We start from the raw sequence: 13,012 nt of genomic DNA, 5'->3' as shown, positions 1-13,012 counted from the left end.
GGACGAAATTTAACAGGATGTTTTTATGAAATCTATTTCGCTTTTATTAACCACATCGCTTTTATTCCCGATTGTCTCGTCAGCTAATCACCCCCCTATTTGGAGACCTACTAACAGCGACTTTAAGCAAAAGTATGATTGGCTTAAAACCGCCTCAGGCGAGTGGATAAAAGGCGACTTAATTACCCTATATGATGAAGAAATCGAATTTGATTCTGTTGAATTCGGCATACAAACAATCGATATCGATGATGTTGCTGAGCTTTATACTAAAGGCAAGCAAAGTATTCGTTTAAACGATGGCACGGTGTTAACTGGCAAGCTTGTAATTCAAGACAAACAGCTAACGATAACCAATGGTCAGAAAAAGCAACAAATTGCAGTAAATAATCTTTTATCAATCGCTTCTGCAGATGGTAATGAGCTTGATTATTGGGACGGCGAGATTAACTTTGGCACTAATTTTCGCCGAGGTAATTCTGAACAATCTGACTACACATTAAGCGGTGAAGCCCAAAGACGTACCGCTACAACGCGTTTATCTGGCGAGTTTGTTAGTAATTTTAGCGAAAGAGTAAGTCAAGATACCGGTAAAAAAGAACAAACCACTAACGACCAAAGACTCTCAAGTAGTTTCGATTGGTTCTTCTCTCCCAAAACCTTCATTCGCGTCGCCGATTATGAATATTTCGCTGATGAACTTGGCAACATAGACAATCGTCATACATTAGGTTTCGGTTTAGGTTATGAGGTACTTGATATTGGTAATTTTGTTTGGGAAATCAGTGCAGGCCCCAGCTATCAATCAACTAATTACATTACAGTTGAAGCTGGTGAAGACGATACAGAAACATCTGGTGTATTAAACTTAGGTACCGCCGTTCAGTGGGATATAACCAAAGACATTGAGTTTGACGCAGATTACCAAGTTAAAATTGTAAGTGAAGAAGCCGGTGAATATATTCATCGCCTTAAAGCTGGCTTTGAAGTAGATCTGATTGGCGACTTTGATTTAGACCTCACATTCTATTTAGATCGAATCGAAAATCCGAAACCGACCGACACATCAACCCCAGATAAAAATGACTATCGATTTGTTGTTAGCCTAGGTTACGAATTTTAGCTGCCTTTTAACAAAATAATACATTAAGTTTTGCTTAATAAATGGGGTTAAACTGTGCTTTGTTTTACACTAGCTGCCCCAAAAGAGTGTTAGGAAATTCATGAAAAAAGTATTGATAACAGGTGCAACTGGCCTACTTGGTAGAGCACTGGTGCGTATATTTAATGAACACGGCTTTGACGTAATCGGCACAGGGTTTAGTCGCGCAAAAAGCCCAATTGTTAAGTTAGATTTAACGCAGCATATAACGGTAACGCAATTTCTTGATGAAACTAAACCCGATATTATTATTCACGCAGCAGCTGAGCGAAAACCAGATGTATGTGAAAATAACCATGCCCATACCAAAGCCCTTAACCTTTCAGTAACCGAACATCTATCGCGAGAAGCTGCTCGTTTAAACGCACAATTCTTTTTTGTCAGTACTGACTACGTATTTGACGGAAAAACGCCGCCATACAGTGAAAGTGATACGCTAAACCCGCTTAATTTTTATGGTGAAACTAAAGCACAAGGGGAACAAATCGTTTTAAACACATCTAAAACACATAGCGTTATTCGTGTGCCTGTGCTTTATGGCCAAGTTGAAACCTTGAGCGAGTCGGCAATTACGGTTATCGCACACCAAGTTAAACAACAATCAAACAATGCACATGACAATTGGGCTATTCGTTATCCCACCCATGTTGACGACATTGCCTTAACCCTTGTTGATTTATGCCAAGTAACCAACACAAACATTGGCGGCATATTCCACGTTTCAGATAATCAAGCATACACCAAGTATCAGATAGCATGTATTGCAGCAAAGCAACTTGAAATTGATGAAACGACACTTTCGCCAATAAACGAGCCAAGTCAAGTTGCAAGCAGGCCACATAACTGTGCACTGCAAGATAGTCGACTAAAACAACTCAAGACCTGTCACAGCCGACCATTTGAACAAGCATTTATTGCGTGTATACAACCCTTATTAACTCATTGACCAAATGGGTGTTTAATCGAAAGCTGAGTGAGCTGGTTTCGAATTGGGGCGAGCTGTTTTGCATAGATTACTAGCGCGTGTAAGCCAACTTCTAAACGCGAAAATATGGTTTTTTGCCTGCTGCAAAGCACTATAGCCTTTTAATAAACTAACTGGATTGTGCCCACCGCCTGACGTTGATATTCCAATAACTAACGCAGGCTTATGACCGAGTGGAAAGCCATAAGCACTGAGCAGAAGAAAATTATGTAGCACCGGCGGCAACATACCGCCCCACTCCGGTGCTACAATCACAATGCCATCACTTGAATATAATTTTTCAAGAAGTAGCGCTTTTTGCTTGTTAAGTACTGCATCATTATGCGTTTCGTAATGATGCAGTAGTCGCGTCATTTCACTTAAATCGACTAAATCACATTCAATGTCTAATAGTACAAGGTGTTTGCTTATCTTGGTTGCTAACGCCAAACTATTTGAATTTGGTCGACCGCTTCCACTAACAATCACTATTTTCATATTAACTCCAACACCCAAAATGAATACAATATACATACAGGGTTGAGATTTATAAATGAGAACTTGTTAAAATGCAGCTGTTTAAATTTATTATTTTCGCCTAATTTAGTTATGCCGTTATCGTACCGCCTGCAATCCATCGCCAACACAATCAAAAATCCGTATCACCATATTTGGGATACATGTTGTGATCACGGTTACTTGGGCATGTCTTTACTTTCGACTTGCCCATCTAGCACCATACATTTTGTTGATATTTCTGCGCACATTATGAAAGGCGTGGAAAATGGGCTAAGTACGCAGGCTGACTCTCAGCAGTTGCCTTATAAAAATTGGCAGTGCCATACAATCAGTGTTAACGATCTCCCACTTGATCAATACCAAGGTCGTCACCTTGTAATTATTGCGGGCGTGGGCGGTGATTTAGCGGCGGAGTTTATTCAACAATTAACGGCGCGCTTTGGTGATGTAGCGCTCGAATTTATCATTTGCCCAGTGCATCATACTTTTACACTTCGCCAGCAATTAATTGCATTAAACTACTCATTGATAGATGAATCGCTTATTTCTGAAAACAAACGATTTTACGAAATTATACACGTAACGCGCAATAAGCGCCAAGGTGTAGCAATATCCCCTATTGGCGACAAGCTATGGCATCGCGCTGAACAATGCGAAAAAGCGCAGTACCTCATTCGCTTGATAACGCACTATCAAAACGTAAGCCGAAACAATCAAGACGCACTAGTCGCGTTACATGCATATCAAGCGTTAGCAAATAAACTTAAATGCGATTAATCGATTAAATTAGCGCGTACGTATATCAACCCGTTTACCTGTTAAGTACAATGCAGGTAAATTTATTCCTTAGGTTTAACATGGCTAAGAAAATTCAATACACGTATAACCAGCAGCAAAAGTTAATTAACTTCGCACAAGACAAATATAATTCTATGTTTGAGGCAATCGCCGCGGCAGAAGGATTCGATATTGCGGAGTATTCCGAAATGGAGCATCAAGTAACGTTGTACGCAAAAGACAAAGCGGCAATTCGTAACTTCAGAGATGAATACTTTAGAAAGCTGGGTGTCACTAACATCACATTTATTAAAGAGTAACTATGAATACACTCGTCGTTTGCGCCATTATTGCAGCGTTACTTCCCTATTTAGCAAAGGCCCCTGTCGCAATTGCAATGAACAAGCTCGATGGCTATGACAACCGCCATCCGCGCGCACAACAAAGTAAACTTACCGGATTTGGTGCTCGCGCATTGGCCGCGCATCAGAACAGCTTTGAGTCATTACTAATTTTTACTATTGCATTAGTTGTTGTTTTTGCCTCAAACACCATCACGGCTAAAACTGAAACGCTGGCAATTATTTATTTGATTGCTCGGGTTTTATATTGTGTGTGTTACTACGTAAATTGGCATGTTTTACGTTCAAGCGTATGGCTTATTGGCCTAATTTGCCCAATTGCAATGATGGTCGTGAGTATTCAACCAAGCTAACAAAGTGAGATAACCTAGGCTCAGATTTTGGAGTAGTTTTATCGGCTAACGCGATATCAGATTGAAAATTTGCTAAACTGATATCGCGTAATGTCGCGTAACTAAGCGAATGCTAATTGCGATTATTCACCCAGTTTTACACCGGCTTCGTCCAATAATTTCAAGAATGCAGGTAACACTTGTAGGTTTTCAAACGCGACTTCGTTTACTAGCTCGTTCTTTAAATTTGGTGATAGCTTAAGCGCCATATGCAAATCATCCATTGAATCACTTAAACGATTTTCTTGTGCATAGGCACATGCACGCTGCCAATAGGCATAACCATAATCTTCTTCTTCTTCAATCGCTTGATTACAAAGCGCTATTGCTTTAACCGTTTTACCTTGCTCTAATAATGCATCGGCTTTGTAGGTAATCGCTTCTACATCATCAGGTTTGCGTTTTAAAATTTCATCGTAGATTTCAATTTTCGAATTAACATCGCTTTCTAGTGTTGCACGCATCCATAACGAATGTACTTCGTTGGTAATGGTAATTTTCCGATGGTTATTTATGATCTCTTCTGAGCGTTCTTTTAATTCACTTTCAAGCACACCTAAACGGCTTTCATACTCTTCGGTAATACTTTTTACCCGCTCGTTAACAATGCCTTCAACTTTGTTTTTCACATCGCGCAGCGAGTTCCAACCAACCAAAATCAAAATTGTCGCGGTTGCAGTGATAATAAACATCACATTGTTTATGGTGTCATTGGTGTAATCAAGCGCTCTGTCTGCTGCACTTAATTCCGTATGGGTAATTTGTTTGGTTGTGTCTTCACGCAGCTTTTGCTGGTCTTGTCGTAACGATTTAAGCTCGTCTAATACGTAACGCTCCAAAAGCGGACGATACAGCGGTTCGTTAAGTTCTTTTATTGCCTTTTCTTGCTGTTGCTCTGTCATTGGTTTTGATTCATTTGCAAAAGCCCCAAAGCACAAAGTTGTAAAAATAAACAGTAAGATAAATTTTAATTTCATTAAGTTGGCCTTATTAATTTGAGCCACTAATATACAACAATTCAGTTATAAGCTACACCCATGTTTTATAACTTTCATTGCGTTTTCAATACTAATTAGCTGTTTGTTTTGCTACAGTTTTGCCAATTTATATCACCAAGGTTTAGGAACCAATATGACCATTCAACGCATGCAAACAAAACAGCGTATGAGCCGCATCGTAATTCACAATAAAACTGTCTATTTATGTGGTCAGGTATGCGCAGATGCCACTAAAGGCATTAAAGAACAAACGCAAACCATGCTCGATAAAGTTGATGAATTACTTATTGAGTCAGGTAGCAGTCGCGAACATATGTTAAGCGCAACTGTATACATTAAAGACATGCAGTATTTCAAAGAAATGAACGAAGTATGGGATGCATGGGTGCCAGAAGGTCATGCACCCGCAAGAGCGTGTGTTGAAGCTGCAATGGCGCGCCCTGAGTTATTAGTGGAAGTATCTGTTATCGCGGCACAAAAAGACTAATTAAACTAAATTCCACTTTTGAATAACCACAGCCTCAGGGTCGTGGTTATTCATTTTTATTACGTACTATATCGCTTTGTATACGTTTCCAGCTTCAATACCGCATTGATGGGGCTTAGTATTTTTAAAAACGACGGGTAACGTTTGTCCACATGGTTTTTGGTTATAGTGTGGTGGTAAATTTGGCCCGCATGTTTGCACATCAAAATGTAAATGTGGCCCCCCCGATTGCCCAGTGTTACCACTTTTAGCAATGATCTGACCTTGTTTTACCTGCTCACCTTCTTCTACCAAAGCGCCTAGATGAGTTAGGTGAAAATAACGCGCAACAGTGCCATCAGCATGCTTAATAAAGACAAAATTCTCAGCTAAATCTTTCCCGTTCCAATCTTCAAATTGCTCGCGAACGGCTACAACCTCACCCGCTCTGGCTGCAACAATTGTTGTACCTATAGGCATATTAAAATCAACTGCATACAACCCTACGCCACCATTACTTGCTCGGTAATGGCCGGTCGCAACTTCCACTTTATAGGATTCCCCTTTTTGAAATGGCAAGATGTATTTCGATTTTGCTTGTTCGTCAAATACCGAACAGTCTACGGCTTGTTCTGCACATGCCGACAAAGATAACGTTAAAAAAATTGCGTGTACTAATTTGTTCATTGTAATTCTCCCTTTTGACTTTATTTGTCGCAGCACACCATCAAAAAGGTTTAAACGTAATGTTCTTTTTAACGCAAATAACTAATCAAGTACGCTTTTCGTCAATATTCCTTTATCTATCAGTTTTTGCAGCAGCGCTTTAGTGCGTTTTCTGCACTCATCTCGCACTAATCGCACCGCAGGGGTGATCGATTGTCTACTTGGGCAAATAAGCCACAACTCGGTACTTTTATGGGGGAATTTAGGCATTAATGTCACCGCTCTGCCCTCAATCAGATCGTCGGCAATATCTATCGCTGATTTAACGGCAAGGCCTTTGCTTTTTAAACACCATCGTCTCACCAAATCTCCGTCGTTAGCCGCACGTCGACCTTTCATTTTTACTTTTATTACCTTGTCGTTATCTAAAAACTCCCAAGTGTCGTTGATGCGATCTTGTAGCTGATAAAAAAGCCCTTGATGCGTTTGTAAATCAGACGGTTTAATTGGTTCGCCATTTTGGCTTAAATATTCGGGCGTTGCGCACAGTAGCTTTGGAATATTACAAATTTTAAAACCATATAAGTTTGTATCGCTTGGCTTGCCATAACGAAGCGCCAGATCAACTGAGTCACGATAAAAGTCGATATTGCTGTCACTTATATGACTGCGCAAACGTAAATTTGGGTAACTATCAAGTAGCTCATCTAGCCAGGGTATTACAATGTTTCGCCCTAAATCGGACGATAAAGCAACGCGTAATTCGCCCTCAATGTCTTTATTATCAGCTTTAATATTTTGTTTGGCGATAGAGAGTAAATTTATTGCTTCTTGACATTGCGGTAAAAAGCGCTCACCGGCGTTTGACAGCCTCAAATGACGGGTAGTACGAACAAACAGTTCCACACCAAGCTCAGCCTCAACACGTTTTAACGCGGCACTGGCTGTTGCCGCCTGCATATCAAGGGATACTGCCGCAGCAGAAATACTGTTAAGTTCAGCAATTTTTAAAATGAGTTTTAAATCGGCTATTAACATATTAACTAATAGTTTTTGATAATGATTCAAACATTACCGTGTTTTTATTTAAATAATCAAGTTTTACAATAGGCTCAAGTTTAACAGCACCTTGTTTGTTAGGAGCAATCAATGACACATCCAATTATTACTGACCTAAATCGTCGTTATACAAGTAAACGTTACGATGCGAGTAAAAAAATTTCACAATCAGATTTAGATATCATTTTAGAAGCTATTCGCTTATCTCCATCGTCAATTAACTCACAACCTTGGAAAATTATTGTGATTAGTTCTGATCAAGCGAAACAGCGCATGCATCAAACATTTGTTAACAAGTTCCAGTTTAATCAGCCGCACATCAAGGCAGCATCTCATACGTTACTATTCGCTTATAACCCTAAATATGCCCGCAGCGATTATGAAAAGGTGATTGATACTGATATAAAAAATGGCCGTACATTAGCTGAAAATAAAGAACAAGCGTTCGGTGCGTTCGCATTTGTTGATTTAAATACGGATGAACATGGTAACAACGCACATTGGACTAAAGCGCAAACTTACATTGCACTGGGTAATACAATGCACACAGTAGCGCGTTTAGGTATTGATTCAACACCAATGGAAGGCGTTGATAAAGACATGATCAGCGAATTATTTGCTGATGAGTTAGACGGTTACGTATGTGAAGTTGCGCTTGCGATTGGTTACCATGAAGAAAGCGAAGATTACAACGCTACCTTACCAAAATCACGTTTAGCAAAAGACCAAGTAATTACGATCTTGTAATCGAATAATCGTCGTAACGTTATCAATAAAAGCGCACTTGTATAATACGTGCGCTTTTTGTAGTTTTGAGCTCGTAATCCTTATAAGCTAAGGAATTTTATAATAAAATTGTTACATCCATTAACAATGAGGTGGTTGGAGGTTTGACCAGACCTAATTTTGTCATATATGGTAGTTATGATAATAAAAAAAACAAAAGGTCACCTTATGAGTCACAACTTCTCACGCCGAAATTTTTTAAAAGCCTCAATGTATGGTCTTGGCGCCGCGACAATTGCGATGTCACTTACTGGTTGTAATAGCGACGACGATAACAAGCTTGCTGAAAACGATTTTGCGATTAATTTTAATCATGGTGTTGCCAGTGGCGACCCACTTAGTGATGCAATAATCCTCTGGACACGCGTTACCCCAAGTGGCGCACCACAAGGGGTTAATTTAACGCTGCAAATCGCTGATGACGAAAATTTTGACATTAACCGAGTGCAACAAAGCGTTGTTGCATTAGCATCAAACGACTACACAGTAAAAATTGACTTTGCAGGCCTTAACGCAGGTAGCAAATACTATTATCGTTTTGTCACCGAAAATGAAGTATCACCAACAGGTCAATTCAAAACCCTACCACAAGGTTCGGTTGATTCAGTTAAATTTGCTGTAATGTCATGTGCAAACTACCCTGCAGGTTATTTTCACGCTTACGCAGAAGCGGCCAAGTTAACAGATATTGACGCAGTATTACACCTTGGCGACTACATTTACGAATACGGTATGGGCGGCTATGCGACAGAAAATGCACAAGAACTTGGCCGTCAACTAGCTGACGATAATGCGGTCGAAATTATCACCCTAGAAGACTACCGTAAACGTTACGCACTTTATCGCAGTGATACATCATTACAACAGCTTCATGCCAATAGCCCATTTATTGCGGTATGGGATGACCATGAAGTTGCCAACGATTCATTTAAAAGCGGTGCGGAAAACCACAACGATGGTGAAGGTGATTTTACGGCACGTAAGCTTGCCGCATTACAAGCCTATTTTGAATGGATGCCAATTCGTCCTTACGTAAAGGGACAAACTGAAAGTTTGTATCGCCAATTTGAATATGGTGATCTGTTATCGCTTTATATGCTAGATACTCGTCATGAAAGTCGCGCAAAACCGTTAGATTATGCAAACTACATTGATCCAGTAACAGGTCAAATTGATAGTAACCGCTTTATCTTAGATTTAATCGAGCCGACGCAAAAGCTAATTGGAACTGACCAATTAATTTGGCTACAAGATGGCATGATTAACTCAAACGCAACATGGCAAGTACTTGGCCAGCAAGTATTAATGAATCGTATGCATATTCCAGCAGAGTTACTCGCTGAACTGGCTAACCCGAGTGCACAAACAGCACAAACACTAACAGAACTTGCGCAAATTAAAGGTCGATTACTTGCAGGCGATCCTACCCTAACAGAAATGGAAAAAGCCCGCGTTACCACTTTGGCGCCATACAATCTTGATGCGTGGGATGGCTACCCAGTAGAACGCGAGTTAATTTTACAAACGGCCAATGAATTTAATAAGAATTTAATTGCGCTTGCAGGTGATACTCACAACGCGTGGGGTGGACAGCTAAAAGATGGGAAAGGTAATGTGTGTGGCTATGAGTTTGCAACAAGCTCTGTAAGCTCGCCAGGACTTGAATACTACCTACAATTACCTGAGCAAATGGCATTACAATTTGCGGAAGCGCTTAAACTGTTAGTAGACGACCTTGAATATGCCAATATCCATCAGCGTGGTTTTATGACAGTAACATTTACCGCTGAAAAAGCGCATAGCGAATGGCATTTACTATCAAGCGTACATCAAAGTGACTATCAAATGAGTTCACAAATGACTGAAGTACTCGCTAAATAGTTAGTGATTAAGTTCATTTATAAACTCATCATTTAATGTTGTTAGGCGATTAAGTTGTTGTAACAATGCAGCTTTATCGCCTTTTTCAACGTTGCAACACAATAGATTGTGTAACTCCAACTGTAACCCTTCAAAGCGTGAGATAAGGGATGACAGTTCGTCATTTTGCTCAACATTCACAGTATCAACATGATTGTTATAACCTAATAACATGGTTAATTCTTCACGGCTTAATTGCATATTCACCTTAGTTTTCCTAAAACGCTTTATATTTACACACTTTCAAAAGAAAAATTAGCAGGTTAAAAGTTAACCTTAAATGAACTTACTTATTGCAATTGCGATTTAGGTGTAAAAGGCGTAATTAGCGAGGCTATTTGCGATTTTGAAATTACCGGAAAATCTTCCCGTGTTTGATAACGGCGGTAAAGCGACGAAAAAATACCTGAGCGAGATAATCTATCGAGCGATTGCAAAAACTGTTTGGCTTGCTGCTTACTTGCATATTGCTCGTTTTCACGACAGCACATTTGATACTGCTTGATTAGTGACACTAAGTCAGGTTTATCTTGCGCTTTCAACTGAGATTCAGCTTCAATAAAAAACGCAACACCGGTCCAATAAACTCGCTGATACGCATTACGTTGCCACATGTTTTCACTTACGCTATTTAATTGGCCTTTATTTTGTTTAGTATTAAGTTTACCGCGCTGTAATCCCGCACTGATGCGATGGATAAATTCATCACGACTGATCAGTTGATTGTGCAACATAACGCGATTTTGTAAGTAAGTCGCCAATCCCTCGGCAAGCCAAAAGTCTTTATAATCAAATAGCGGATGATAAAGATGAGAGAGTTCATGATACAAGGTCCAATCACGTTTTAAGCTTGTAAGCGACGCATAACGATAAAAGTGAAGCTCAATGGTATCAAAAACGCCTCTATGAATACGCGCCCAAGGTACGGGTTCGGTGGCAAAATAACGGGGATTTAAATCAAAATAGTAATGCGCTTGCCTCGGTAAACCCAACACACGCTTATTGGCATTAATGCCAAAGTTTAACCACGTTTTTACCTTTGCTTGGTGAGACACAGAGAGTGATGACAAATTTTTATACGTCACCTCTGTATCTGAGTTATGGAGCGTGACAGTTTCTGCGCTGTGTGCACTAAAGGCAAAAATGCATAAAACCGCTTTGTATAAGTTTATAGTTCGCGCAAATTTACTGTTTTCTGCTCTCATCGACATTAATCTTGGCCTGAATAAAGTCAGCGTGGGTAACATACATTAGACCGGCGATTTTACGAATAACGTGATCTTCTTACCCATCAACTTGACCATCAGCAAATGCCACTTGCCAAAGCAATTCAATAATCTCAATGCGTTCAATATCGCTAGTATGTTCGTTCACTACGTTAACAAACGAATATAGATCAATGGCTTGTTCAACCAATTGCTTTGCTTTTGTTAATAAGCGGCTTGAAGCATCCAGTTCTAACTCACAGTAGTGAATCAATGTATTTTGAATATTTTTTAACTCTTCAGTGAGCACTTTGCCATCTGCACGCATCACCTCTACAAGTAAAGCCGCCAAGCCCGTTTCAAAGTCAATTGCAGCGCGCTCTACCGAGGTGTCGTTAAATTTAGATAGTAAAGATTTTAAATGGGCTATCACTGTACATACTCCTAAACCAGTTTTATAAAGCGATATTACAAACACTAAAAGACATTATGTGTTTTGACACTTAATATTGGAAAAAGTTATCCCATAAATTATCTAATTGCTTTTTGGCATTTTTGAGAGACAATGCGGTATACCCGTCTTTTTGTTTTGAAACGAGTTTAAAACGCTCTAACTTAGCTAACGCATCGCTAATTTCAAAATCTAAGGTACATTGGTAATTGCGTTCAAACCAGCTTTCAATTGCGTTGTCTAATTCATCTGCGCTTTGCGGTTTGCCAGCGTTAAGTAAAAAGCTATATGCGATAATCGCTTCTTTACAGTCTTCTTCTTCTGCCGCGTCGACTAGTGTATGAAACACACCTGCATTGTTGTCTAAGTTTTTAAAATAAAGGTTATCTGATAACGCTTTCATAAACTTAATTTTTCGATTTTTAAATTTAGTCCATTCTTTAAAAATAAAGCTGCCAAATACTCCTAAACCAAGTCCAAGACTGATTAAATGTTGCTGACTAAACTCCACGCCTTCACTTCGTAATCCTAACCAATACGATAACAGCGCAACCAGCAAAATAATCGATGCGCCCAATTTGGTTACCAAGACAACGGCGCCTCCAACAGCGGCTGATGCGCTTATAATCACTTTATCTATTGGCCTCATGCGTACTTCGCTATTAGGAAACAACATTTCTAAATCAGCCTTTGGCACGTTTTGAAACAGCTTAATAATGGTTGAACCGGGCTCAAAGCCTAACGGCGTTTTTTTAGCGTGTTGAAAGTACGCCTCGTCTTTAAAACGGATAAACACCGCTACTCGCTCATAATTGGTAAAGCGAATAGCTTGTTTCTTAAGCCCAAACCAAGTGCGTAATGTTTCGTCTTTTTGAGAGGCGCCGCGGCGGTAAAACACCACTTCAGCAAAATCATCAAACGCTACCTCAAGCCTTACTTTAAAAAGTGATTCTTCGCTTAACGCGTCTTTTAAATCTTGGTCGGTGATCCGCTTAAAATTAGCCGCGTTTAGAATATCGCTAAAGGCCTGCGCAAAACGTTTTTGGCACGTGTGTTTATCGTTTTCAGATAACGGCGCTAAAGAACGCGTATCTGCGTTCGGGTCAAACGGCGCATAATTATCTTTCAATAATTCCAAACATTTATGGTATTCAAAATGAATAATGCTAGAAAAGAGTTCTGTAAACTCGTTAAATGATGCGTGTTTATCATTTGGTAGCAGTGTTTGACACATGCTCACAACATCAGACTTACGAAACGGTATATAACGCTCTAATGACATGGT

General features: G+C 39.7%; 16 protein-coding genes. 8 read left to right on the top strand and 8 right to left on the bottom strand.

Annotated features, from left to right (window positions below; genetic code table 11):
• The first annotated feature begins 25 nt into the window (after nt 1-25).
• Both L1068_RS06965 and L1068_RS06960 read left to right on the top strand, forming a co-directional pair.
• Complete coding sequence (locus L1068_RS06965) at nt 26-1,123, top strand: DUF481 domain-containing protein (RefSeq protein ID WP_237129635.1); 1,098 nt, start codon at nt 26-28, stop codon at nt 1,121-1,123.
• A gap of 100 nt (nt 1,124-1,223) precedes the next feature.
• Entirely contained in the window at nt 1,224-2,108 is an 885-nt protein-coding gene (locus L1068_RS06960) for an SDR family oxidoreductase (RefSeq protein WP_237129634.1), read from the top strand.
• 12 nt (nt 2,109-2,120) lie between these two features.
• On the opposite strand, the gene L1068_RS06955 is transcribed toward L1068_RS06960, so the two are convergent.
• Entirely contained in the window at nt 2,121-2,624 is a 504-nt protein-coding gene (locus tag L1068_RS06955) for an NAD(P)H-dependent oxidoreductase (protein WP_237129633.1), read from the bottom strand.
• 111 nt (nt 2,625-2,735) lie between these two features.
• On the opposite strand from L1068_RS06955, the gene L1068_RS06950 reads away from it, so the two are divergent.
• The 3 genes from L1068_RS06950 to L1068_RS06940 all read left to right on the top strand — a co-directional run bounded on the left by L1068_RS06950 (nt 2,736) and on the right by L1068_RS06940 (nt 4,137).
• Nucleotides 2,736-3,422 (top strand): tRNA (adenine(22)-N(1))-methyltransferase TrmK, encoded by a 687-nt coding sequence (locus L1068_RS06950; protein WP_237129632.1) that lies wholly within the window; start codon nt 2,736-2,738, stop codon nt 3,420-3,422.
• A gap of 80 nt (nt 3,423-3,502) precedes the next feature.
• Entirely contained in the window at nt 3,503-3,742 is a 240-nt protein-coding gene (locus L1068_RS06945; RefSeq protein WP_237129631.1) for a DUF2960 family protein, read from the top strand.
• A 2-nt stretch (nt 3,743-3,744) separates the two neighbouring features.
• The gene (locus tag L1068_RS06940; RefSeq protein WP_237129630.1) at nt 3,745-4,137 is read left to right on the top strand and encodes an MAPEG family protein; all 393 of its coding nucleotides are present in this window, start codon (nt 3,745-3,747) and stop codon (nt 4,135-4,137) included.
• A 122-nt stretch (nt 4,138-4,259) separates the two neighbouring features.
• Here the strand turns inward: L1068_RS06940 and L1068_RS06935 are convergent, their stop codons facing one another.
• Nucleotides 4,260-5,153, bottom strand: coding sequence for a tetratricopeptide repeat protein (locus L1068_RS06935; RefSeq protein ID WP_237129629.1), 894 nt, complete (start codon nt 5,151-5,153; stop codon nt 4,260-4,262).
• A gap of 154 nt (nt 5,154-5,307) precedes the next feature.
• Between L1068_RS06935 and L1068_RS06930 the strand changes: the two genes are divergently transcribed.
• Nucleotides 5,308-5,661 (top strand): RidA family protein, encoded by a 354-nt coding sequence (locus tag L1068_RS06930; RefSeq protein ID WP_010559088.1) that lies wholly within the window; start codon nt 5,308-5,310, stop codon nt 5,659-5,661.
• A gap of 66 nt (nt 5,662-5,727) precedes the next feature.
• Here the strand turns inward: L1068_RS06930 and L1068_RS06925 are convergent, their stop codons facing one another.
• A complete protein-coding gene (locus tag L1068_RS06925) occupies nt 5,728-6,327 on the bottom strand; it encodes a M23 family metallopeptidase (RefSeq protein ID WP_237129628.1) in 600 nt (199 codons plus the stop codon).
• 81 nt (nt 6,328-6,408) lie between these two features.
• On the bottom strand, nt 6,409-7,344 hold the full coding sequence (locus tag L1068_RS06920) for a LysR family transcriptional regulator (protein ID WP_237129806.1): 936 nt from the start codon (nt 7,342-7,344) through the stop codon (nt 6,409-6,411).
• A 111-nt stretch (nt 7,345-7,455) separates the two neighbouring features.
• Between L1068_RS06920 and L1068_RS06915 the strand changes: the two genes are divergently transcribed.
• Both L1068_RS06915 and L1068_RS06910 read left to right on the top strand, forming a co-directional pair.
• Nucleotides 7,456-8,112, top strand: a complete 657-nt coding sequence (locus tag L1068_RS06915; RefSeq protein WP_237129627.1) for a nitroreductase family protein — start codon at nt 7,456-7,458, stop codon at nt 8,110-8,112.
• A gap of 207 nt (nt 8,113-8,319) precedes the next feature.
• Nucleotides 8,320-10,032, top strand: coding sequence for an alkaline phosphatase D family protein (locus L1068_RS06910; protein ID WP_237129626.1), 1,713 nt, complete (start codon nt 8,320-8,322; stop codon nt 10,030-10,032).
• Here the strand turns inward: L1068_RS06910 and L1068_RS06905 are convergent, their stop codons facing one another.
• The 4 genes from L1068_RS06905 to L1068_RS06890 all read right to left on the bottom strand — a co-directional run bounded on the left by L1068_RS06905 (nt 10,033) and on the right by L1068_RS06890 (nt 13,009).
• The gene (locus tag L1068_RS06905; RefSeq protein ID WP_237129625.1) at nt 10,033-10,278 is read right to left on the bottom strand and encodes a hypothetical protein; all 246 of its coding nucleotides are present in this window, start codon (nt 10,276-10,278) and stop codon (nt 10,033-10,035) included.
• Nucleotides 10,279-10,361: 83 nt separating this feature from the next.
• On the bottom strand, nt 10,362-11,156 hold the full coding sequence (locus tag L1068_RS06900) for a hypothetical protein (RefSeq protein ID WP_237129624.1): 795 nt from the start codon (nt 11,154-11,156) through the stop codon (nt 10,362-10,364).
• Between the two features lie 199 nt (nt 11,157-11,355).
• Nucleotides 11,356-11,709: a TerB family tellurite resistance protein gene (locus L1068_RS06895; protein WP_343221881.1), complete on the bottom strand. Its 354-nt coding sequence runs from the start codon at nt 11,707-11,709 to the stop codon at nt 11,356-11,358.
• A 70-nt stretch (nt 11,710-11,779) separates the two neighbouring features.
• Entirely contained in the window at nt 11,780-13,009 is a 1,230-nt protein-coding gene (locus L1068_RS06890; RefSeq protein ID WP_237129805.1) for a TMEM143 family protein, read from the bottom strand.
• Nucleotides 13,010-13,012 lie beyond the last annotated feature (3 nt).

Origin of the sequence: Pseudoalteromonas sp. MMG024, from assembly GCF_021654175.1 — a bacterium.
GTDB lineage: Bacteria > Pseudomonadota > Gammaproteobacteria > Enterobacterales > Alteromonadaceae > Pseudoalteromonas.
This window is presented reverse-complemented; position numbering and strand designations above follow the sequence as displayed.

Coding starts and splice junctions, on each gene's coding strand:
- L1068_RS06950 (WP_237129632.1), top strand. CDS start 2,736: ATGCCGTTATCGTACCGCCTGCAATCCATCGCCAACACAATCAAAAAT.
- L1068_RS06965 (WP_237129635.1), top strand. CDS start 26: ATGAAATCTATTTCGCTTTTATTAACCACATCGCTTTTATTCCCGATT.
- L1068_RS06960 (WP_237129634.1), top strand. CDS start 1,224: ATGAAAAAAGTATTGATAACAGGTGCAACTGGCCTACTTGGTAGAGCA.
- L1068_RS06935 (WP_237129629.1), bottom strand. CDS start 5,153: ATGAAATTAAAATTTATCTTACTGTTTATTTTTACAACTTTGTGCTTT.
- L1068_RS06910 (WP_237129626.1), top strand. CDS start 8,320: ATGAGTCACAACTTCTCACGCCGAAATTTTTTAAAAGCCTCAATGTAT.
- L1068_RS06925 (WP_237129628.1), bottom strand. CDS start 6,327: ATGAACAAATTAGTACACGCAATTTTTTTAACGTTATCTTTGTCGGCA.
- L1068_RS06920 (WP_237129806.1), bottom strand. CDS start 7,344: ATGTTAATAGCCGATTTAAAACTCATTTTAAAAATTGCTGAACTTAAC.
- L1068_RS06890 (WP_237129805.1), bottom strand. CDS start 13,009: ATGTCATTAGAGCGTTATATACCGTTTCGTAAGTCTGATGTTGTGAGC.
- L1068_RS06915 (WP_237129627.1), top strand. CDS start 7,456: ATGACACATCCAATTATTACTGACCTAAATCGTCGTTATACAAGTAAA.
- L1068_RS06940 (WP_237129630.1), top strand. CDS start 3,745: ATGAATACACTCGTCGTTTGCGCCATTATTGCAGCGTTACTTCCCTAT.
- L1068_RS06930 (WP_010559088.1), top strand. CDS start 5,308: ATGACCATTCAACGCATGCAAACAAAACAGCGTATGAGCCGCATCGTA.
- L1068_RS06955 (WP_237129633.1), bottom strand. CDS start 2,624: ATGAAAATAGTGATTGTTAGTGGAAGCGGTCGACCAAATTCAAATAGT.
- L1068_RS06945 (WP_237129631.1), top strand. CDS start 3,503: ATGGCTAAGAAAATTCAATACACGTATAACCAGCAGCAAAAGTTAATT.